The 21,641-nt window shown below is 71.5% G+C and carries 16 protein-coding genes; 6 read left to right on the top strand and 10 right to left on the bottom strand.

Features of this window, described 5'->3' with window-relative positions; genetic code table 11:
* Positions 1 to 6: 6 nt before the first annotated feature.
* Positions 7 to 1,383 (bottom strand): alpha-amylase family protein, encoded by a 1,377-nt coding sequence (locus ACGFZW_RS03950; RefSeq protein ID WP_393891422.1) that lies wholly within the window; start codon positions 1,381 to 1,383, stop codon positions 7 to 9.
* Between the two features lie 359 nt (positions 1,384 to 1,742).
* Here ACGFZW_RS03950 and ACGFZW_RS03955 point away from each other — a divergent pair, with 359 nt between their 5' ends.
* Complete coding sequence (locus tag ACGFZW_RS03955; protein ID WP_393891423.1) at positions 1,743 to 3,176, top strand: Gfo/Idh/MocA family protein; 1,434 nt, start codon at positions 1,743 to 1,745, stop codon at positions 3,174 to 3,176.
* Between the two features lie 133 nt (positions 3,177 to 3,309).
* Here the strand turns inward: ACGFZW_RS03955 and ACGFZW_RS03960 are convergent, their stop codons facing one another.
* Together ACGFZW_RS03960 and ACGFZW_RS03965 are read right to left on the bottom strand one after the other, a co-directional pair.
* A complete protein-coding gene (locus tag ACGFZW_RS03960; RefSeq protein WP_393891424.1) occupies positions 3,310 to 4,728 on the bottom strand; it encodes a cation:dicarboxylate symporter family transporter in 1,419 nt (472 codons plus the stop codon).
* Between the two features lie 263 nt (positions 4,729 to 4,991).
* Positions 4,992 to 5,741, bottom strand: a complete 750-nt coding sequence (locus ACGFZW_RS03965; protein ID WP_393891425.1) for a L,D-transpeptidase family protein — start codon at positions 5,739 to 5,741, stop codon at positions 4,992 to 4,994.
* Between the two features lie 341 nt (positions 5,742 to 6,082).
* Between ACGFZW_RS03965 and ACGFZW_RS03970 the strand changes: the two genes are divergently transcribed.
* From ACGFZW_RS03970 to ACGFZW_RS03980, 3 genes are all read left to right on the top strand, one after another.
* Positions 6,083 to 8,029 (top strand): ABC transporter transmembrane domain-containing protein, encoded by a 1,947-nt coding sequence (locus tag ACGFZW_RS03970; protein ID WP_393891426.1) that lies wholly within the window; start codon positions 6,083 to 6,085, stop codon positions 8,027 to 8,029.
* Complete coding sequence (locus tag ACGFZW_RS03975; protein ID WP_393891427.1) at positions 8,026 to 9,807, top strand: ABC transporter ATP-binding protein; 1,782 nt, start codon at positions 8,026 to 8,028, stop codon at positions 9,805 to 9,807. Before ACGFZW_RS03970 ends, ACGFZW_RS03975 begins: the two co-directional genes overlap by 4 nt.
* A gap of 152 nt (positions 9,808 to 9,959) precedes the next feature.
* Positions 9,960 to 10,637, top strand: coding sequence for a response regulator (locus tag ACGFZW_RS03980; protein ID WP_393891428.1), 678 nt, complete (start codon positions 9,960 to 9,962; stop codon positions 10,635 to 10,637).
* Between the two features lie 12 nt (positions 10,638 to 10,649).
* Here ACGFZW_RS03980 and ACGFZW_RS03985 read toward each other — a convergent pair whose 3' ends face one another.
* The 4 genes from ACGFZW_RS03985 to ACGFZW_RS04000 all read right to left on the bottom strand — a co-directional run bounded on the left by ACGFZW_RS03985 (position 10,650) and on the right by ACGFZW_RS04000 (position 15,043).
* Entirely contained in the window at positions 10,650 to 11,891 is a 1,242-nt protein-coding gene (locus ACGFZW_RS03985; protein ID WP_393891429.1) for a sensor histidine kinase, read from the bottom strand.
* Entirely contained in the window at positions 11,884 to 13,263 is a 1,380-nt protein-coding gene (locus tag ACGFZW_RS03990) for an FtsX-like permease family protein (RefSeq protein ID WP_393891430.1), read from the bottom strand. The genes ACGFZW_RS03985 and ACGFZW_RS03990 overlap by 8 nt, the downstream gene beginning before the upstream one ends.
* Positions 13,260 to 14,021: an ABC transporter ATP-binding protein gene (locus ACGFZW_RS03995; RefSeq protein WP_393891431.1), complete on the bottom strand. Its 762-nt coding sequence runs from the start codon at positions 14,019 to 14,021 to the stop codon at positions 13,260 to 13,262. The genes ACGFZW_RS03990 and ACGFZW_RS03995 overlap by 4 nt, the downstream gene beginning before the upstream one ends.
* A gap of 230 nt (positions 14,022 to 14,251) precedes the next feature.
* A complete protein-coding gene (locus ACGFZW_RS04000) occupies positions 14,252 to 15,043 on the bottom strand; it encodes a metal-dependent hydrolase (RefSeq protein WP_393891432.1) in 792 nt (263 codons plus the stop codon).
* A gap of 554 nt (positions 15,044 to 15,597) precedes the next feature.
* On the opposite strand from ACGFZW_RS04000, the gene ACGFZW_RS04005 reads away from it, so the two are divergent.
* Positions 15,598 to 16,395 carry a class I SAM-dependent methyltransferase gene (locus tag ACGFZW_RS04005; RefSeq protein WP_393891433.1) on the top strand — a complete coding sequence of 266 codons (798 nt, stop codon included), beginning with the start codon at positions 15,598 to 15,600 and terminating at the stop codon, positions 16,393 to 16,395.
* A 43-nt stretch (positions 16,396 to 16,438) separates the two neighbouring features.
* On the opposite strand, the gene ACGFZW_RS04010 is transcribed toward ACGFZW_RS04005, so the two are convergent.
* From ACGFZW_RS04010 to ACGFZW_RS04020, 3 genes are read right to left on the bottom strand one after another with little or no spacing between them, the layout of a single operon-like run.
* Positions 16,439 to 18,751 carry an ABC transporter permease gene (locus ACGFZW_RS04010; protein WP_393891434.1) on the bottom strand — a complete coding sequence of 771 codons (2,313 nt, stop codon included), beginning with the start codon at positions 18,749 to 18,751 and terminating at the stop codon, positions 16,439 to 16,441.
* 5 nt (positions 18,752 to 18,756) lie between these two features.
* Positions 18,757 to 19,518, bottom strand: coding sequence for an ABC transporter ATP-binding protein (locus ACGFZW_RS04015; protein WP_393891435.1), 762 nt, complete (start codon positions 19,516 to 19,518; stop codon positions 18,757 to 18,759).
* Positions 19,515 to 20,021: a PadR family transcriptional regulator gene (locus tag ACGFZW_RS04020; protein WP_393891436.1), complete on the bottom strand. Its 507-nt coding sequence runs from the start codon at positions 20,019 to 20,021 to the stop codon at positions 19,515 to 19,517. The genes ACGFZW_RS04015 and ACGFZW_RS04020 overlap by 4 nt, the downstream gene beginning before the upstream one ends.
* A 170-nt stretch (positions 20,022 to 20,191) precedes the next feature.
* On the opposite strand from ACGFZW_RS04020, the gene ACGFZW_RS04025 reads away from it, so the two are divergent.
* Complete coding sequence (locus tag ACGFZW_RS04025) at positions 20,192 to 21,463, top strand: ABC transporter substrate-binding protein (protein WP_393891437.1); 1,272 nt, start codon at positions 20,192 to 20,194, stop codon at positions 21,461 to 21,463.
* The last annotated feature ends 178 nt before the right edge of the window (positions 21,464 to 21,641 follow it).

Raw genomic sequence — 21,641 nt, forward strand, 5'->3', positions numbered from 1 at the left:
CGCGGTTCAGCTCTTGGCGCCGATGTGGAGTGCGACCGCTCCCTTGGCCGGGACGGTCAGCTTCGCCTTGCCGTCGTCGCCGACGGTGACGGTGTTGCCCGCGCAGTCCTCCGGGGCTGCCTTGGCCACGTTGCAGTAGGTGCCGGCGGGCAACGGGGTGGCGAAGTCCTGCGAGAGGGCGCCGTCACCGCCGTTGAGGGCGACGAACCCGGCCTTGCCGCGCCCGAAGGCGATGGCGCTGCCGCCGTTGTCCCACCAGTCGGTCAGTTCGGCGGAGCCCACGGCGTTGCGGAAGCCGACCAGCCCGGTGATCTCCCGCTTCGTGTGCATCCGGGTCCAGCCGTCGCCGCCGCCGGGCGGACCGGCGTCCTTGTCGGACCACTCGTAGCCGGAGAAGACGTTCGGCGAGCCGTAGGGCGAGGCGAGCATGAAGACGTTGGCGAGGGTGTGGGTCGCGCCGTCCTTGTAGGTGAGCGTCGAGCCGTTGCGTTCGGTGTCCCAGTTGTCGACGAAGGTCCTGGCCTTGTCGCCGGCCAGCTTGCCGTCCGCGACGGACTTCAACCGGGCGAGGTCGCCGCCCTGGAAGGCGCTCTTGAGGTGCCCGCCGTAGCGGAATTCGTCGACGTCGCCGATGCCGGTGTACTCCTCCGGCTGGACCGCCTCGCCGTCGCCGTGGATCACCTCCTGGACCCAGTAGCCGGGGTCGCTCATCTTCCCCTTGATGGCGGCGATGTCGGTGGCGGAGATGTGCTTGGCGGCGTCCACCCGGAATCCGTCGACGCCCAGCGACCGCAGATCGTCCAGGTACCCGGCAATGGTGGTGCGCACCGCGTCGCTGCCGGTGTCCAGGTCGGCCAGGCCGACCAGTTCGCAGTTCTGGACGTCGTCCCGGTTGCCGTAGTCGGAGATGGGTTTGCGGCAGCTGTGGAAGTCCTGGTCCTGGTAGGAGCCCGGATAGCTGTACTTGCCGTACTGCGTCCCGCCGGTGCCGGTACCGGATCCGGCCGCCATGTGGTTGATCACCGCGTCGGCGACGACCTTCACACCCGCTCCGTGGCAGGCGCTGACCATCGCGGCGAAGGCGTCGCGGTCACCGAGGCGTCCGGCGATCTTGTAGCTGACGGGCTGATAGGAGGTCCACCACTGGTCGCCCTGGATGTGCTCGGAGGCGGGCGAGACCTCGACGTAGCCGTAACCGGCCGGGCCCAGTTCATCGGTGCACGCCTTGGCCACGTCCGCGAACTTCCACTCGAACAGGGTGGCGGTGACGGTCTTCTCGCCGGGTGGGGTGGCCTGCGAGGACCAGGGGGCGTACGCGGCGAGGCCGGCCGCGGCCAGCACTCCGGCCAGCGCCCCGCCCAGCACACGGGAACGATGCTGCATCTTGCGGCTCCTTCGTCATGGGGCACGGCAGGGCACACCGCGCCCACGAAAGCAGCCACGCGCCAGGCCGCCATGGGGGGATTCCGCAGGGGAGCCTGCCGTTCGGCTTGTGTACACGTCAAGGTTTTCCGCAAGTGTTTTCAGCGACTTGCGAAAGATGCCGCTAACGGCGGGGCACCTCCCGCAAGTTGGCAGCAACGCCCTGATCGTCGACGACGAGATATCCGCACAAGAGTCCAAGCGCGCCGTGCCAAGAGTCCAACTGGCCCTCTTGTGCCTCAGGCCGCTCTACCGTCAGGGTCCTGACCGAGGTTCACGTATGCCCCGCGCGTAGCATCCGCTTGCTTCCTGGAGGACCGATGAACGAGGAACACCCCCACGACCACGCCCCCGAAGAGCCGGGACCGAGCCGCCGCTCCGTCCTGTGGACCGCCGGCGCGGCGGGCGCCGGCCTGGGCCTGGGCGGGCTGACGGCAGGTCACGCCGCCGCGGCCGCACCCGCGTCGGCGTCCGGCGCGGCGAGCACCGCGGCGGCACCGAAGGCCAAGGGCAAGACGATGATCGGGGTGCCGTTCGAGCGGCGCAGCACCGTACGCGTCGGCATCATCGGCCTCGGCAATCGCGGCGGCAGCATGATCGACCTCTTTCTCGCGGTACCGGGGGTGCGCGTCGTCGCCCTGTGCGACCCGGTGAAGGAGAAGACGGCCAAGGCCGCCAAGAAGGTCACCGACGCCGGACAGCCCGCGCCTGCCGTCTACACCAACGGCGACCACGACTTCGAAAATCTCTGCAAGCGCGGCGACATCGACTTCGTGTACGCGGCCACGCCGTGGGACTGGCACTACGACATGGCCAAGACCGCGATGAGCAACGGCAAGCACGTCGGCATCGAGTGCCCGCTCGCGCTGCGTCTTGACCAGCTGTGGGAGCTGGTCGACCTCTCCGAGCGCACCCGCAGACACTGCATGCAGCTGGAGAACTGCTGTTACGGCAGGAACGAGATGCGGGTGCTGCGGATGGCGCACGCCGGGCTGTTCGGGGATCTGCTGCACGGCGCCGGCGCCTACAACCACGATCTGCGCGGCCTGATGTTCGACCCGGACTACTACGAGGGCCCGTGGCGCCGGCTCTGGCACACCCGGCTGCGCGGCGATCTGTACCCCAACCACGGCTTCGGCCCGGTCGCCAACTACATGGACGTCAACCGGGGCGACCGCGCCGTACGGATCTCCAGCTTCGGCACCCCCGCGCTGGGCCTGGCCGCCTACCGCAAGGAGCACATGCCGGCGGGCGACCCGAGCTGGAAGGAGTCGTACATCGAGAGCGACCGGACGATCAGCCTCGTGCAGACCGCCAAGGGTCGGGTGATCCGGCTGGAGCACGATGTCTCCACCCCGCACCCCTACAGCCGCATCAACAGCCTCGGCGGCACCAAGGGCGTCTTCGAGGACTATCCGGAGCGGATCTACCTCGAACCCGACCAGAGCAATGACGAGTGGGGCGACTTCGGGAAGTACGCGGAGTGGGACCACTGGCTCTGGAAGGAGCACGCCAACCCGCCCGGCGGCCACGGCGGTATGGACTACATGCTGGTCTTCCGGCTGATGCAGTGCATGCGGCTCGGCCTCGTACCGGACTTCGACGTCTACGACGCGGCCACCTGGACCGCGCCGGTGCCGCTGAGCGATCTCTCGATCAAGGCGAAGGGCGCCCCGCAGGAGATCCCCGACTTCACGCGCGGACTGTGGAAGAAGGAAAGGCCCGGAATGGATTCGGAGAAGCCCGTCGAGTAGCAGGGCGTCGGCCGGATCAGCACGAAGGGACCGGATCAGCGCCAACGGACCGCACCTGCGTGACCTGACGCATCGGGCGGATCGAGCGGGTTCGGGGCCCCGGCGACGGCCAAGCCGCCCGGGGCCCCGCACGTCACTTCTCGGAGGTGGTGACCGAAGCGCCGTCCGGCTCGGGCGGCACCGCCGGTCCGGCCGGCCCCTCCGCGTCCGTCCGCTGCTCCGGCCCGGCCTTCGCGAGCCGGTCGGACGGTGGGGCGGCCGGCGCCTCTCCGTTGAGCACCTTCTTCGCCGTCACCCGGTCCAGCGCGCCCTCCCAGCGGGACACCGCGAAGACCGCGACGCAGTTGCCGAGCAGGTTGGTCGCCACCCGCATGGAGTCCATGATCCGGTCCACGCCGAGCAGCAGGGCGACCGCGGCGGCCGGGATGACACCCAGCGCGGAGGCGGTCGCGGACAGTGCGAGGAACGCCGAACCCGGCACGCCCGCCATGCCCTTGCTGGTGAGCATCAGCACCAGGACGACGGTGATCTGCTGGCCGAGCGAGAGATCGACGCCGATGGCCTGTGCGATGAAGAGCGTCCCGATGGAGAGATAGATCGAGGCACCGTCGAGGTTGAAGGAGTAGCCGGTCGGCAGGACCAGGCCCACCGCGTCGTCCCGGCAGCCCGCGGCCCGCAGCTTCTGCATCATCCGCGGCATCACCGTCTCGCTGGAGCCGGTGCCGAGGGCCAGCAGCAGCTCCTCGCGGGTGTACCGCACGAACTTCCACAGGCTCAGCCCCGTGACGGCCTTCAGGGCGAACCCGAGCAGGACCAGGAAGAGCAGAGCGACGCCGTAACAGACCGCGATCAGCTTGCCGTAGGTCGACATCGCACCCAGCCCGTACTCCCCGACGAGGTGGGCGGTGGCACCGAAGACCGCGAGCGGGGCGAGCTTCATGATGTAGCCGACGATGGTGAACACGACGTCCTGGGCCTGCTCGATCAGCGGCAGGATCTGCGGCGCCTTCCGCTGTCCGAGGTGCAGCAGCGCCGCACCCACAAGACAGGCCAGGACGAGGACCTGGAGCAGCGAGTTCTCGGCGAAGGCGCCGACCGCGCTGTCCGGCAGCGACTCCAGGATGAACTGGGCGGTCGAGGGCAGGTGGCCACCGCCGGTCTCGGCGTCGACGGCCCCCTTGTCGAGGGAAGCGGGGTCGACGTTCATCCCGGCGCCGGGCGCGAAGACATTGCCCGCCAGCAGACCGATGACGAGCGCGAGGCTGGTCGCGACCTCGAACCAGATCAGGGCCTTGACGCCGATCCGGCCGAACGCCTTGAGGTCACCGGCCTTGGCGATACCGGCGACCACGACGCAGAAGACCAGCGGGGCGATCACCGCCTTGATCAGACGTACGAAGCCGTCCCCGAGCGGCTGGAGCGAGGCTCCGACACCGGGCCACAGGCGCCCTACGACGACACCGAGGAGCAGAGCGAGCAACACCTGGGCGAACAGACTGGTGCGCAGGAAACGTCCTGCGCGACGGGGGAGAGTTCCGGCGGCGTGCGGCACGAGCACTCCTACATGGACGGTTTCTGTTATGTGGAAGTGGACTTCCACGGTCCGTCACTATCGTCGCTTGTCGTTCCCCACGAAAGAGCTCCGTGTAACTTCCGGGAAAATCTTGGAGCTTGGTCCAACTACTCGCGGGTCACCCACCCGGCTTCGCGTGGACATATCCCGAATAAGCGACTTATCCGCAAACTCCGGACGTGAGTGACCTGGCCGCCCGGTCCGCCGACCCCTTCCCGTTCAGGCCTCCCGTTCAGGCCCGTTCAGGCCGAAAGGTGCGCCTTGTCCCCCATGACCACGACGGGATGCCGCGCGGGATCGAGAGCCCGCAGCAGCGAGGTCATGCCGGACTTGGAGATGCTCACGCATCCGGAGGTGCCGCTTCCGTGGTCCAGGTGCAGCCAGATCCCGCCACCCTTGGACTGACCTTGGGGACGCGTCGGATCCAGCGGGGCCGTCCCCTTGACACGGTTGTAGTCGACGGCGATGACGTGGTCGAAGTCGTGGCGGGTGCTCTTCGCCCAGTAGGTGGGCGGGGTGAATGCCGCGGTGTGCGTGTACGGCAGCTTGGCGCCGGGGTCCGCGAGGACACCGCCCGCGTCGGTCAGCGTGAAGACGCCCACGGGGCTGCGCTTGTCACCCTCGTGGTGGCTGGTCGTCCAGCCGCGGCGGCCGTTGTGGGCCGCCCAACTCCCCTTTTGGTCCCACCCCTTGTCGCCCTTCTCGAAGAGGACGAGGGTGGCGTCGGCGGAGTCCGCGCCCTTGCCGTAGACCGCGACGACCTGCCGGGCGGCGGCCGGGACGCGCGCCCGGAAGGCGGCACCGAGCTGCGGAATGTTCCTGAGATGCGTAGTGGCCGCGGCGCCGGAAGGCGCCTGGCCGTGACGCCCCTTCTTGCCCGCGCCGTCGGCGCTGCCATGCCCGCCGTCGCTCGCACCCCCGCAGCCCGCCAGTAGGAAGAGCCCCGCCACGGCCACCGCCGCCGTTCGCCTCGCACCGCCCGCTATTCGCATGTCCCCATGGTCGCACCGCCGAAGAGCCCGCCGACCGCCGCCCGTCCGTTGCGTACATGTCCCACACCATTGGCCCGAAATCCACGGCTGCGACGGAAAACCGTTTGAAATCGGCACTGCCGACGCGCCAACCTTCCTTCACCCCGCCGACGACGAGACAGGCGTCGGACGCCGCCCGCCTGCCAGGGCGACCGACGCCGACCACCCGGCCCACGACGACCGGCCCCACCACCCACTCGCGCCTCCTCCCCCGCCACCATCTCCTTCTTCCTCTCCTGCCTTGCGCCCCGGCCAGCCCGCGGTCCGCTCACCCGCCCGCCACGACCACGCCTTTGGACATCATGCGCATTCGCGACCTGCCCCACCCCGACCCCGGCATCCCGGACGTCCGTACGGGCGGCACCTTCCTCCGGTGGCTCTACAGACAGCAGCTCGGCGGGCAGACCAAGGCTCTTCTCTGGGGCCTGGTGCACACCGGATCCGTGGCGGCCTTTCCCCTGCCCGTGGGCCTCGCCGTACAGGCCGTGGTGGACCGCTCCGGCAGCAAACTGATGCTGGCCGGCGGCCTGATGGCGCTCCTGGGTGTGCTCGTCTCGCTCGGCGACACCATGCTGCACCGCTCGGCCGTTACCAACTGGATCACCTCCGTCGCCCGGGTGCAGCAACTGCTCGCCCGCAAGACGACGGAACTGGGTGCGGCCATGACCCGGCGAGTGGCCGCCGGCGAGATCGTCGCCGTCAGCACCGGCGACCTGGAGAAGATCGGCTGGTTCGTCGAGGCCGTCTCCCGGTGCGGTGCGGCCGCCCTGACCTCGGTCGGGGTCTGCGTGGCCCTGGTCGTCTACCAGCCGGCGCTGGGCATCGTCGTGGCCATCGGCGTACCGGTCCTGGCGCTCGCCGTGCTCCCACTGCTGCCGCCGGCGACCCGACGCGCCGACGCCCAGCGGGAGAAGGCCGGCCGGGCCACCGAGCTGGCCTCCGACACCGTCGCCGGTCTGCGCGTGCTGCGCGGAATCGGTGGCGAGGAGCTGTTCCTCGGCCGCTACCGCAGCGCTTCCCAAGAGGTCCGCAAGGCCGCCGTCCGCAGCGCGCGGATGTGGTCCTTGATCTCGGCGGTGCAGGTGGCGCTGCCGGGCCTGTTGCTCATCGTGGTGGTCTGGTACGGCGCCCGGCTCGCTCTCGACGGGCGGATCGCGGTCGGTGAACTCGTCTCCATCTACAGCGCGGTGGTCTTCCTGCTCTACCCCATTCGGCACATCGAAGAGATCGCCATGGCCTACTCCTTCTCCAGGCCGTCGGCGAAGCGTGCCGCCCGGGTGCTGGCACTGAGCCGGCCGGCCGGCGGCCGGCTCCACGACCACGGGCCGCCTGTCGGCGACCTGCACGACCCGGTCAGCGGACTCACCGCCGTCTCGGGTCGGCTGACCGCCGTGGTCTGCGGGGACCCCGACGCGGCGGGCCGGCTCGCCGAACGCCTCGGCGGCCACCCCGCGGATCAGGAAGGAGACGACACCGCCGCGGCCACGACGGACGTCGGCCCCGCCGAGCCCGCCGAGAAGCGCACGGCGTACGCGGAACCGGCAGTGCCCGGCGCCGCGCTGCCGTCCGTCCTCCTCGGCGGCACCCCGCTCGACGATCTCCCGCGCGATGCCGCCCGCGCCGCGGTGCTCGTGCAGGACAAGGATCCGGTGCTCCTCTCCGGCACCCTCCACGAACTCCTCGACGTCCCGGCCTCCGGGCGCGTGGGGGCCGCGGAGGCGCTGGCCGCGGCCCAGTGCGGCGATGTGCTTGCCTCGTTGGCGCAGGCGTCCGTCGACGACTCCGGCGACCCGATGCGCACCCGCATCACCGAGCGCGGCCGGTCGCTCTCCGGCGGCCAGCGTCAACGGCTGGCTCTGGCCCGTTCGCTCGTCACCGACCCCGAGGTCCTGGTGCTGGACGAGCCGACCAGCGCAGTCGACTCGCACACGGAGGTCCGGATCGCGGACGGTCTGCGCCGGATCCGCGCGGGCCGGACGACAGTGGTGCTCAGCTCCAGCCCCCTGCTCCTGGACCGGGCGGATCAGGTGGTCCTCCTTGAGGACGGAAAGGTGGCCGCCGAAGCCCCCCACCGCGAACTGCTGCGCACGCATCCCGGCTACCGCGCCGTCGTCACCCGCGAAACGGAAGAAGAGGCCCCGTACGGCGCCACCGACGCGAGGGGCCCGGCCGAGGACACCGACGGCAGCCACACCGGCAACGGCGTCAACGGCATCGTCCGTACCCAGCACATCGAGGAGATCGCATGATCGGCCTGGCGCCGCCGGAGCACGATCCGGATGCCCCGCAGACCGCCACGACGCTGCCCGTCGGCTCACCGGAGACCGTCCGCGCGTACGTCGGTGGCCTGATCCGCCGGCACCGGCGGGCGTTCGCCCTGCTGGTCGGCGTGAACGCCGCGGCCGTCATCGCTTCGATGGTCGGTCCCTACCTCCTCGGCGGCCTGGTCGAGGACCTGTCCGCGGGCGCCCGTAGCCTTCAACTGCGCAGCACCGTCGCCCTGTTCGCCGTCGCACTGGTCCTGCAGACGCTGTTCGTCCGCATGGTGCGGCTGCGGGGGGCGATGCTCGGCGAGCGGATGCTGGCGGACCTCCGCGAGGACTTCCTCGTACGGTCCGTGGCACTGCCGCCGGGCATCCTGGAGCGGGCCGGCACCGGCGATCTGCTGTCGCGGATCACCACCGACATCGACCGGCTGTCCAACGCGATGCGCGAGGCGGTGCCGCAGCTGTCGATCGCGGTGGTGTGGGTCGCGCTGCTGACCGGCGGACTCGCGGTGACCGCGCCGCCGCTCGCGCTGTCCCTGCTGATCGCGCTGCCGCTGCTGATCGTCGGCTGCCGCTGGTACTTCCGGCGGGCGCCGAGCGCCTACCGCTCGGAGGCGGCGGGCTATGCCGCGGTGTCCGCGGCGCTCACCGAGACGGTGGACGCGGGCCGCACCATCGAGGCCCATCGGCTCGGTGCCCGCCGGGTCGCCCAGTCGGAGCGCCGGGTGCGGGAATGGACCCAGTGGGAGCGGTACACCCTGTACCTGCGCTCGGTGCTCTTCCCCGTGATCAATGTGACGCATGTGCTGATGCTGGGGTCGGTGCTGATGCTCGGCGGCGCGTTCGTGCTCCACGGCTGGCTCACACCGGGTCAGCTGACGACCGGTGCGCTGCTGACGCAGATGATGACCGAACCGATCGGCATGATCCTGCGGTGGTACGACGAGTTGCAGGTGGCCCAGGTGTCCATCGCGCGCCTCGTCGGCGTCCGTGAGATCGAGCCGGAGGCGGCCGACGAGGAGATGGCCCCGGTCGGCCGGGACGTACGCGCCGATGACGTGCGCTTCGGCTACCGCGCGGGCGTCGACGTCCTGCACCACGTCTCGCTGCATGTCCGTCCTGGCAGCCGGCTGGCGCTGGTCGGCCCGTCAGGTGCCGGGAAGTCGACGCTCGGACGGCTGCTGGCCGGCATCTACGGCCCGCGGACGGGCACGGTCACGCTCGGTGGCGCGGCGCTCTCCGAGATGCCCGCCGAGCGGGTCCGCGCGCATGTGGCGCTGGTCAACCAGGAACACCACGTCTTCGTCGGGTCGCTCCGCGACAATCTGCTGCTGGCGAGGACCGGCGCGGCCGACGCCGAACTGTGGGCGGCGCTGGGCGCGGTGGACGCCGAGGGGTGGGCCGGGGCCCTGGAGGAGGGGCTGGACACCGAGGTCGGCTCGGGTGGTCATGCGCTCACCCCGGCGCAGGCTCAGCAGATCGCGCTGGCGCGACTGGTGCTCGCCGATCCGCACACCCTGGTGCTGGACGAGGCGACGTCCCTGCTGGACCCGCGGGCTGCCCGGCATCTGGAACGTTCGCTGGGCAAGGTGCTGGACGGACGCACGGTCGTGGCCATCGCGCACCGCCTGCACACGGCGCATGACGCCGATGTGATCGCGGTGGTCGAGGAGGGCCGCATCACCGAACTCGGCAGCCACCGGGACCTGGTAGCCGCCGACGGCGCCTACGCGGCGCTCTGGCGTTCCTGGCACGGCTGACCTCCCGGGGCCGACTCCGTCGGACGAGCCGCGATGCGGAGCCCGTTGACGGCTGCGGGCGCTCTCAGCGCATGCCCTCCCATGACTTGGTGCGCAACGGCCCGGGGCGGCAACGACCGGTTGCCGCCCTCCGGATGCTCGATAATGGGCTGATGACCGACCCCCTTCTGCGTGTTGTCCTGGCCGAGGATTCCGTCATCCTGCGTGAGGGCATGGTGGAGCTGCTCGGGGCGAGAGGATGCGAGGTCGCCGCCACGGCCGGGACTCCGGGAGAGCTGCTGGCGGCCGTCGCCGAACACCGCCCCGACGTGGCCGTGGTCGACGTCCGGATGCCTCCCACATTCACCGACGAGGGCATCCGTGCCGCCGTCGAACTGCGGGCGACCCGGCCGGAACTCGGCATCCTGGTGTTCTCCCAGCATGTGGAGACCGCCTGGGCCGAGCGGCTGCTGGAGGCAGGCGCCGGCGGGGTCGGCTATCTGCTGAAGGAGCGGGTCACCCGCACGTCGGAACTGGTCGAGGCACTGCACCGGGTGGCCGGGGGCGGTACCGCGCTCGACCCGGAGATCGTCACCCGGCTGATGCGGGGCGGGCGACGCCGCAGCCGGGTCGAGTCGCTCACGCCACGGGAGCGGGAGACGTTGGAGCTGATGGCACAGGGGCACTCCAACCGTTCCATCGCCGGACGGCTCGTGGTGTCGGAGCGGGCCGTGGAGAAGCATGTGGCCGCGATCTTCGCCAAGTTCGGTCTGTCGGCGAGCGAGACCGACAACCGCCGGGTGAAGGCGGTGCTGGCGTATCTCGCCGAGACCGGCGGCTCCGCGGTGTGACCTCCCGAACGGTCAGATCCGCGACGGCAGTTCGGCGGTGATGGTGGTGGGCCCGCCGGCCGGGCTGACGATCCGCAGGGTGCCGTCCACCGCGGCGAGCCGTTCGCCGAGGCCGGTCAGACCGCTGCCGCCGCCGAGGCGGGCTCCGCCCCGGCCGTTGTCGCTCACCACCATCCGTACCCTGCCCCGGTCTGCGAGCACCTCGACGGTGGCGGCGTCCGCTCCGCTGTGCTTGGTCATGTTGGTCAGGAGTTCGGCGAGGCAGAAGTAGACGGCCCGCTCGATCGCCGGGTCGGGTCGTTCCCGCAGTTCCAGGCGGGTGGCGACGGGGACGGGACTGGCGTCGGTCAGGGTGGGCAGTGCGTCGCCGAGACCCGCGTCCAGGCCCACGGGGTGGATGCCACGGGTGAGCCTCCGCAGGCCCACGATGGCGTCGTCGGTCTGCCCCCGTGCCCGGGTGACGAGGGTGCGCAGGCGCTCGAGGTCGGCGCTGTCGCCGGTGGCGAACGCGTCGTCGGCCAGCGACAGGGTGATGGCGATGGCGACCAGCTCCGCCTGGGTACCGTCGTGCAGATCGCGCTCCAGCCGGCGCAGGTTCTCGGTGCTCTCCGCCACCAGGGTGCTGCGGGCCCGTTCGAGCACCTGGAGGCGCTGCTGTGTCCCGGCGGGGCCGAGCAGCAGCCGGGCCAGGGAGCGGTTCATCCTTGCCATGCCCCGGATCGCGGCGGGGTTGACGAGGAGCGTGGCGATGCCGAGCAGCAGGCCGATCGCGCTGAGCCACCATGCGGGCGACGCGTCCGGCGCCAACATGCGGAGCCAGAGGGGAAAAGCGATCAGCCATACGCCGGCGAGCGGCAGGACGACGGCGACGACGAAGGTCAGCACGCCGACGGGCAGTCGCAGGCCCAGATAGAGCATGGCCCGCCAGCCCACCGGGTCGGTCAGCAGTACACGTGCCCGGGCGATCACCCCCTGGGCCGCAGGCAGCGGCGCCGGTTTCTCGACGGCCTCCCCGAGCAACCGGCCCGCCAGCCGCCGGTGCAGTTCGCCCAGTCCCCGGGCTCCTCGCACCGCGACGGCGGCGAGGGGCAGCCCGAGCACGGTGAGGGACAGCAGGGTGCCCGCGTAGAGCACCGCGAGTACGTACCCGCAGCCGATGATCGCGAGCGGCAGCCCGACCACCGCGAAGGCGATGTCGCCGGGTCGTACGGCAGGCCGGAGGCGACGGGCCCAGCCGCGCTCGCGGTCAGCCACGCTGCCCTCCGACCAGCTCCGTCGCGGGACCCGACGTGGCGCGCAGGCCCGTGCAGAGGATGCCCGGAGCGATCAGCGCGGCGGCGCCCAGCGCGATCCACGCGTAGTCGCCCAACGGCACGGACGGCAGCGCGGATCCGGTAACGGTCAGGTTGAACGCGCCCCCGACGATGCCCGCGACCGCAGTGCCCAGGGCGACACCCACCGCCGCGATCAGCAGCGTCTCGGTGCAGAGCATGCGCACAAGTTGACGACGCGTCGCCCCGACCAGGCCGAGCAGGGCGAACTCCCGGCGGCGGTCGGCGGTGAGGGCGGCCAGGGTGTTGACCGTCGAGACGGCGGCGAAGCAGACCAGCATGGCCAGTTCGGCCTGGCGGAGCCACACGTCGCTCGCCGAGGTCACGGTCGTCAGGCTCGTACCCCGCAACCGCTGGGCCGCCCGTTCGACGGTACTGGTCATGAACACCATGGTGCAGGACAGTCCCACCAGGAGGGCCACCGGTGTCACGGCAGCAGCCAGCCGGTTGGTGTAGCCACGCAGGTTGGCATCGGCCAGCCATCCCGAACGCCGGGCCACCGCCCGGATCGGGGCGCCCAGCACCACCACGAGAGGGCCGGCGAGCAGGGGCCCCAGCAACGCGACCGCCACCAGCATGACCAGAGCCGTCAGCAGCGCCGCCTGACCGGCCTTCTCCGGCGGCTGCGTCGCGACGAGCCGGCACAGCATGCCCCCGCCTGTCAGCACGATCAGTCCGCCCACCACCCGGAGCAGGCCCGTCCGTCCGTGCTCCACCGTGCTCGCCGTCATGGCCGCGGCCGGTGCGATCCGCGAGATCCGGTGTGCGGCGAACGCGGCAGACAGCAGGCCGACGCCCACAGAGGCAGCGACCGCCACCAGCATCGGCACGGGCGAGCGGGGGATGGTGCTCCCAGGAGCGGCCATACCGCGTGCGAGCAGCGCGTCCAGGAACCAGCCGGCTCCCACCGCGCCTGCCGCACACCCGGGCGGCGAGACCAGCAGCACCATCGCCAGCACCTGCCGGCGCACCAGCCGCCGGACCTGCCCGGGCGTGGCCGCCACGGTGCGCAACAAGGCCAGCTCCCGGTGCTGCTGGCGAACCGCGAAGCCGAGCGTGTTCACCACGACGAAGAAGGCCACCAGCACGGCGATCTCCCCGAACGCCCCGGCGATCAGCCCCAGGCCGGGCCCCGCCGCAGCCCGCTCCCTGCCGGCGGGGGCGGTCAACGCGGCGGCCATCAACTCCCCGAACAGCGTGACCGCGCCGACCGCCAGGAAGAGCGCTGCCGCGAGCCCGACGAACGCCGCGGGCCGCAGCCGTATCTGCCCGAAGGCCAAGGTCAGCACGGTCACGCCGCCATCCGGCTCAGCCGGTCGGTGATGACCTGCGCGGACGGCTGGTCCAGGTCGTCGACGACCCGGCCGTCCACAAGCACCACCACCCGGTCCGCGTAGCTCGCCGCCACCGGGTCGTGGGTCACCATGACGCAGGTCCGGCCCAGCCGGTCCACGCCCTCGCGCAGCAAGCCGAGGATCTCCTGCCCGGTGCTGCGATCCAGCGCGCCCGTGGGCTCGTCCGCGAACAACACCGCCGGCCGCGAGACCAGGGCCCTGGCGATGGCGACCCGCTGCTGCTGGCCGCCGGACAGCTGTCCTGGTCTGTTGCGCTCACGCCCGGCCAGGCCCACCTGCGCCAGCGCCGCCCGCACGGCCGCCGTGTCGACCCGCTCGCCCGCCAGCCGGCCGGGCAGTTCGACGTTCTGAGCCACCGTCATGGCCGGCATCAGGTTGAACGCCTGGAAGACGAAGCCGATCCGGCTGCGCCGCAGCTCGGCCAGCCGCCGCTCCGGCAGCCGGGAAACCTGCACACCGCCCCACCACACCGATCCGCGGGTGGGCCGGTCCATCCCGGCGAGGCAGTGCAGCAGCGTGGTCTTGCCCGAGCCGGAAGGCCCCATCACCGCGGTGAAGGTGCCCGGGCGCAGCTCCAGCGTCACCCCCCGCAGGGCACGTACGGTGCCGGCCCCTCGGCCGTACTCCCGATGCAGATCCACTGCCCGCGCGGCGGCTTCTGAGCCCACCGCTTCCATGATTTCCGTGCTGTCAGCCATGGCTTCATCCTCGGCGGGCGAGACGAGGGAAACGACCGTGCTCACCCCCGAATGCTCGGTACGGAAACCCGCACCACGCCCGCCCGCCGACGGCTTCCGCCGGGGCCCGGAAGAGCACCTCGTGAGACGCACGAAGGCGCCGCGGCCATGGGACCGCGGCGCCTTCGCTCAGAGGTGGCCGTCGAAAAACCGTCAGGAGACCTCTGCGACGCTTCTGTCGGAGGTGGTTGTCAGAGGTAGCCGAGGGCGCTCAGCCCGCCGACGCCGCCGAGCAGCATGAAGACCGGCATCAGCACTTTCAGCTCCACCCAGCTGCCTGCCTTGAACCGCATGCCCTTGGGCGGCCCCAGCGGGTACCAGCGCTTGCGGCCTATCGGGATGGGCCAAAGGACCGGGCAGCCTGAGACGGTCAGGGCGTCGCCGATGTCGTGGACCAGCGCACCGAGCACGACGGGCAGTCCCAGCCAGAGGTACTGCTGCCCCGGTGCCTCGAACAGCCAGCTCGCTCCGTTGCCCGGCTGGTCGAGGACGCCGGCCAGGATCCAGGCCGTGGCCGCGCCGAGCAGCCACACCAGAACGTCGCTGGAGACCCTCGCGGCCCGCCAGAGCAGCCCCTCGATGGCGAGCACCATGTGGACGAAGAGAATGGCGAGCACCGCCCACCGGCCGCCCTGGGTCGCCAGCAGCGACATGCCGCCGCCGACCAGTACGGCCCACACCCAGGTGTGGGTGAGCGTGCGGTGGCCCCCGGAGCGGTTGACGTCGCCGCGCATCTTGGTGGCCTTGTAGACGGCGTGCGAGAGGGTGTCGACGACCTCGCAGAGCCCCTTCGACAGCGGCCCGAAGGCGCGCGAGATGGTCGCGGACTTGTGGTCGAGGTCGGGGGCGAGCGCAGCTCCGGCGCAGATCAGAGCTCCGCAGACGAGTACGGGCCAGGGCATCGGGTGCCCGGCCGCAGCGGTCGCCGCGCCCACCCCCAGCCAGGCCGCAGCCCCGGACAGCGAGTGCGCCGGTCCCATCATTGTCGTTCCCCACCCCTTGTGTGCGTCGGTCCGCCGGGGTTCCTCGATAGCGCGCGGCTGACGCCCGGTCGGCGACACAGCGTAGCGTCAGATGATCTCCGTTCGATGCGGGGGGCTCCCGGTGTCCGTGCGGCTGGGCGGGACGACCGGTCCGGACGCCTCAAGGCGAATGCCACGGTGGACAGTTGCCGTTCGGCGAACGTCGCCCGCCCGGGCATCTACCGAAACGGTCCTGGGCAGTTGGCCGCGGCGCGCCAAAGACCCTGCCGACACCGGCAGTTCGCCGACCAGGCGCCGGGTGGTCGACCTCGAAGGCCCTGGGTGCATCGCCCCGACGTCACAACCGCCCCAGACCCCTGCACCGCCATCGCAGGTCCACACACCTGGTCCACACACCTGCGGTCATCCCACGCCCTCGGTGCCGCCCGTCCGCGCGCCCGCGGAGGGGAACCGTCGCACGCTTCCACCCATGGGATAATCTACGCACATCAGACAATCAGGGCGCCGGGCGGAATGGCGGCCGACCGTGGAAGACGAGGCGTGGGTGGCTGGGCGTGGATGACGAGGTGTGGGCCGACGGCGCGGCCTACGAGCCGTACGCAGGGCGGTGGAGCCGGGTGGTGGCGCCCTCCTTCGTGCGCTGGCTGAACCTTCCCCCCGGTGAGCGCTGGTCCGACATCGGGTGTGGCACGGGCGCGTTGACGCAGGCGGTACTGGACCTGGCGTTCCCGGAGGACGTGGCCGGCGTCGACACCTCGGAGGGCTATGTCCGCTACGCCCGCCACACCATCACCACCCCTCGCGCGCACTTCGCGGCAGCGGATGCCGCACGGCTGCCGTTCCCGGACGCCGGGGCCGACGTGGTTGTCAGCGGTCTGCTCCTGAACTTCCTGCCCGATCCGGCGCGCGCGGTGACGGAGATGGCACGCACCACCCGTCCCGGCGGCACGGTCGGCGCCTACGTCTGGGACTACGCCGAGGGTATGCAGCTCATCCGCCACTTCTGGGACGCCGCCGGCGCACTCGACCGCCGCGCCCGCGAGCTGGACGAAGGGACACGGTTCCCGATGTGCCGGCCCGAGCCGCTACGCGCGCTGTTCGGCGACGCCGGCCTGCGGGACGTACGGGTCGAAGCGGTCGATGTGCCGACGCCGTTCCGGGACTTCGGCGACTTCTGGGCACCGTTCCTCGGTGGACAGGGTCCGGCGCCCGCGTATGTGAAGTCCCTGGAGGACGAACCGCGCGCCGAGCTGCGCGACCACCTCCGCGCCGGGCTCCCGCACGCCGCCGACGGCACCGTCCCGCTCACCGCCCGGGCCTGGGCGGTACGCGGCCGGCGCCCGATCCAGTAACAGCGAACCGGCACCGGCTCCCCCGCCTCGGCATCGGAAGCCGCTACCGCACGTCCACGGGCGCGTCGGCGAGTTTGCCGCGGGCGGCCCGGGCCGCGGGCAGCACGGAAGCGGCCGCAGCGACCACGACCGAGACGCCGCCGACCAGCAGCAGGACGCTCAGCGGTGGCCGCTGGGCGATGCCCGATCCCCAGCCGCTGCTGCGCCCCTGGAGGTCGATGAGCCACTGCGAGGCGAAGACTCCCAGGAGCGAGCCGACGGACGCGGCGGCCAGCACCACGAACACGGTGGCGGACACGATCACCGCGATGATCTGACGAGGCGTCAGCCCCACGGCCTTGAGCGCGAGCAGATCGCGTCCGCGGTCGCGCACCGCGGCGCCGACCGTCGTCGACAGCTCCGCGAGGCCGATCAGGACGAGCACGGCGATCAGGCCGGCGATGACCGCACGGACCGCGGCGAAACCGCTCACCGGATTGGGGATCTCCCGCACTTCGAGCCGACCGGCCGACGCCTGGACGAGGGAGTCCCGCACCGCGTCCGGGTCGGCCCCCTGCTTGAGGACCAGATGGTAGAAGTCCGGACGCAGCGCGGTGTCACCCTCGCGCAGGGTGTCGAGCCCGGTGGAGATCACCCGCCCGCCGTCGGCGGGTTCGATGCCGCGGCCGACGATATGGAGGACATGCGGCTGCCCGGCGACCGTCATCCGTACCCAGTCGCCGACGTGGGCGTCCAGCAGGTCGAGCAGTCCCTGCCCGGCGATGGCCTCGTCCGGGCCGCGGGCGGCGCGTCCCTCCGCGAGGGCGTAGGGGTAGGGCCGGCGGTCGGTGCCCAGTCCGCGCAAGGTGATCGTGCCGGTCTGCCCCGGGACCAGGGCCTGGACCTCGGCACCCGGGTGGGCGGTGACGTCCGGCCGGTCGGCGAGCAGTTGACGCAGCTCCCGGTCGCCGAGGCTGTCGGAACGCACGGTGAGCGCGGCCGGCAGACCCACCTTCTCCGGGTGGGAGACGAAACGGTCGAGGGTGGCCCAGGCGCCGAGCGCGATGGTGATGATCAACAGGGGCACCGTCAGCCGTCCGACTGCCGCCACGGAGCGGAGCGGGCGGTGGAAGGCACCGCGCCAGCCGAGGACCAGGGCCGGTGGCACCCGGAGGCCGAGAGCCCGGCGCACGGTGCCGGACATCCGGCGTCCGGGGGGCACGGCGGCACGGGCGACGGGCACCGGCGGGACGCGTCCGGCCCGCCAGGCGGCCAGGCAGGTGGCCGAGCCGATGAAGACGACCACGCCGCCGGAGATGGCGAACGGCGCCCAGGCGTGCTCGGGGAGTTCCTGCCACAGGGCCATCGCCTCCCCGATCCGGCCCGGGACGAGGCTGCCGAGCACCTCGGTCAGGACGGCCCCGGACGCGACGCCCAGCAGCGCGAAGCCGAGATGGAGGGCGAGGAACATCCGCACCACCTGGCCCGGGGTGAACCCGATGGCCTTGAGGATGGCGATGTCCCTGAGGTGCCCGCGGATCCGGGTGCTGATGGCGCCGCCCACCGCGAGGGCCGCCGCGAGCAGCGCACCGAGCCCGAAGAGGCCCAGCAGCCGCCCGAGGAGCTGGTTGTCGCTCGCGGCTTCGGCCTTGGCCTGCCGCCAGGTCGAGACGCCGGTGATCTGGTCGGAGCCGAGCCGGGTGACGGCGCGCTGGACGACGTAGTCGGTGTCCTCGGGGTCGGTGAGCTGGAGTCCGACGGTCCTGCCGCGTTGCTCCCGGCCCGCGTCCGACGCGGCCAGGGTCCCCGGCAGCACCCAGGCCGTCCCTGGCGTCTCCCCCGCGCGGAACCCGACCTCGGCGGTCTCCGCGATGCCCACCACGCGCAACGGCCGGGCGAAGCCGCTGAGGGAGAGGTCGTCCCCCGGCTTCGCCCACATGGCACGGGCCACCGAGCTTTCCAGGACGATGCCCGCCCCTCGCCCCCCGGCGGTGCCTGCGTCCAACCAGCGGCCAGCGGTGAGGCGCGGGCCGGCGGTCCGGGGACGGTCGGGGGCACCGCGCAGTTCCAGAGCCGCTTTGGCGCCACCGGGCTGCAGGCTCGCTGTGGTGCGGACCGTACGGAAGGGCCCGGAGGCGGCCCGCACCTCATCCAGCGCGGTAAGTGACGCCGCGGGCGCGCCGGCTTGGGTGTGGATCCAGACGTGGGCGCCGGAGGTCTGGGTGAAGACCCGCTGCCAGGGGTCTGCCGCGTAGCCGAACAGAGCGGTGGCGAGCAGCAGCGAGACGGTGATCCCGGCTGTCGCCAGCACGATGAGCACCGCCGCGCCGCGGTGGGCCCTGAGGTGGGCATGACTCCAGCGTGCCGCTGCGCGCATGCCGGTCAGCCCTTGAGCTTGAGTACGTCGGCCACGCCGGCCGGCGTGCGGTCACCGCTCCCGCCGAGGTGGGCGTCGTCGACGACCTGGCCGTCGAAGAAGCTGATCACCCGATCCGCGGCGCTCGCCATCCTGGCGTCGTGGGTGACCAGCAGAATCGTCTGGCCGCGCTGGTGGAAGCGGGCGAGCAGCCGCAGCACCTCCCGGGTGCCCTTGCTGTCGAGGCTGCCGGCCGGCTCATCGGCGAGCAGCAGACCTGGGGCGTTGATCAGCGCGCGGGCCAGTGCGACGCGCTGCTGCTCACCGCCGGACAGCTCGCCCGGCGTGCGGTTCTCCATGCCCTTCAGACCCAGCTCCGCCAGCAGTTCCGCGCGGTCGGCGCGAGCCCGCCGCGGGGAACTTCCGGCCAGCAGGGCGGGCAGCTCGACGTTGTCGGCGACGCTGAGGTTGGAGACCAGGTTGAAGAACTGGAAGACGATGCCGATGTGCTTGCGGCGCAGTACCGCCCAGCGGGCCTCGCTGCAGGAGTCGACCTGGCGGCCGTCGAGCCAGAGGGAGCCGCTGTCGGGGCGGTCGAGGCCGCCGAGCAGATGCAGCAGGGTGGATTTACCGGCGCCCGAGGGCCCGGTGACGGCGACGAATTCGCCCCGCTCGATGGTCAGGTCGACACCGCGCACGGCGTGGACCGGGGCGGCCCCTTCCGGCCGGTGGGTCTTGACCAGGCCGGCTGCCCGAAGTATCGGGCCGGACGGCTCGTCCCGGTTCATTCCAGCTCCTCCTGACAGCGCTCCAACCAGTCGAGATCCGCTTGAAGATGCAGCATCGCGCCCTCGATCAGCAGGTGCGCCACCCGGTTGTCGGGGTCCTCGCCCGCGGAGAGCTTCGACAGATCCCGCATGGTGTTGAGGTAGTGGCGGCGCTGTTTGTTGATCAGGGCGATCTGATGTGCGGCCCCGGTGCGGGGGGCGAGGGCGAGCTTCATGAAGAACTCGTCCCGCACCCGTGGTTCCGCGGTGGATTCCTCGAACCACGCGTCGACCGTCTCGCGGCCCGCCTCGGTGATTCGGTAGGTGCGCTTGTTGGGGCGGTCCGACTGCTCGACGTCCTCTCCCTCGATCAGGCCCGCCTTCTCCAGCCTACCGAGGGTGACGTAGATCTGGCCGACGTTCGGCTGAGGGTATGCCGCGCCCAGGAGGTTCTCAAGAGCCTGCTTGAGTTCGTAGCCGTGTGCGGGTCCGCTGACCAACAGCGCCAGGAGTGGCAGCCGCACGCTCTCCCTCTCCCTCACCGCCGTAGTTGCCGGTTAACTGCGCTCTTCCGGCTGTGATCCGGATCGCCGTCGTATCTTCCTGCGGGTCTAGTATCCCGCATGTCCAACAGGTATACAGAGGGCCGGCTGTCGAGTACGTGTCCGGCGACGCCTGGTGCGAGGAGGATCCCATGCGGTGGAAGCGTGCCGCGGGGAGGGCTCTCCTGGTCTGCTCCCTGTTGTTCGCGGGGCATGCCGGCGCGCAGGCGGGAGAGCCGGCCGGCGGCGCGGACGGCCGCGGTCCGATCACGCTGGTGACGGGCGGGGACCTCACGGGCTACCTCCGGGGCATCCTCGACGGCTGGAACGGCCGGCACCCCGGGGAGAAGGTGACCCTGGTCGAGCTGCCGGACGCCGCCGACGAGGTCCGGGCCCAGATGATCTCCGAGCTGCGCTCCGGCAGTGACCGCTTCGACGTCCTGAACATCGACGTGGCGTGGACATCGGAGTTCGCGGCGCACGGCTGGATCACTCCCGTCGACGCCGGGCGGCTCCCGTTGGACCGCTTCCTTCCTCCCGTGGTGGACACCGCCACCTTCCGGGGGAGTCTGTATGCCGTCCCCTACGTGACCAACGCGGGCCTGCTCTACTACCGCAAGGACGTACTGGACCGGGAAGGGAAGCAACCGCCCCGTACGTGGGCCGAGTTGAGGCGTTTGGCCAAGACCGTCGCGCCCCGGCACGGTCTCGACGGATACGCCGGCCAGCTCCTGCCGTACGAGGGACTGACCGCCAACGTCGTCGAGGCCGTGCAGTCCGCGGGCGGCACGGTGCTCGCGGACGAAGGTGCGCGGGTCACGGTGGACTCCCCCGCGGCACGCCGTGGACTGTCGTTCCTTCTCGACGGGGTGCGCGAGGGATGGATCCCGCGGCGTGCGCTGACGTTCAAGGAGGAGGAGTCCCGCCGTGCCTTCCAGGACGGCCGGCTGCTGTTCCTCCGCAACTGGCCGTACGCGTACGCGCTGGCCGACGGGAAGTCGTCGCGCGTGGCGGGCAAATTCGGCGCGGTGCCGCTGCCCGGTCCCGACGGCCAGGGCTCCAGTGTGCTGGGCGGCTCCAACCTGGCGATCAACGCCCATTCGCGGCACCGCAGGACGGCCGCCGACCTGATTTCGTATCTGACGAGCGAGCCGGTGCAGCGCAGGGTGCTCTCCGAGGGGTCCCTGCCGCCGGTGTGGGCCTCGCTGTACGAGGATCCGGCACTGGTACGGCGGTTCCCCTACCTCCCGACCCTGCAACGGAGCGTGCTGACGGCCAGGCCGCGCCTGAAGAGTCCGCGGTATGACCAGGTGAGCCTCGCGGTGCAGGCCGTGATGCATGACGCCCTCACCCATGGCCGGAGCACGGACGCGACCGTCGCGCGCCTGACGCGCGAACTCCGGGCCATCGCCGGCCGCGGCTGACCGCACACGGCGACGGACCGTCCGCCGCCACGCACCGATCGCGGTGCACGGCCGACCCTCGGCGTCGGAGCTCACGGCCATCTGCGCGGAGTCGGAATTCTAGTTACTCGTTAGGTAAACGAGCTCTGCCCATCTCCCCACAAATACGGGCAATACCGGGCCACTTTTGACAGATTCG

It is taken from the genome of Streptomyces sp. NPDC048248, assembly GCF_043201875.1.
Lineage (GTDB): Bacteria > Actinomycetota > Actinomycetes > Streptomycetales > Streptomycetaceae > Streptomyces.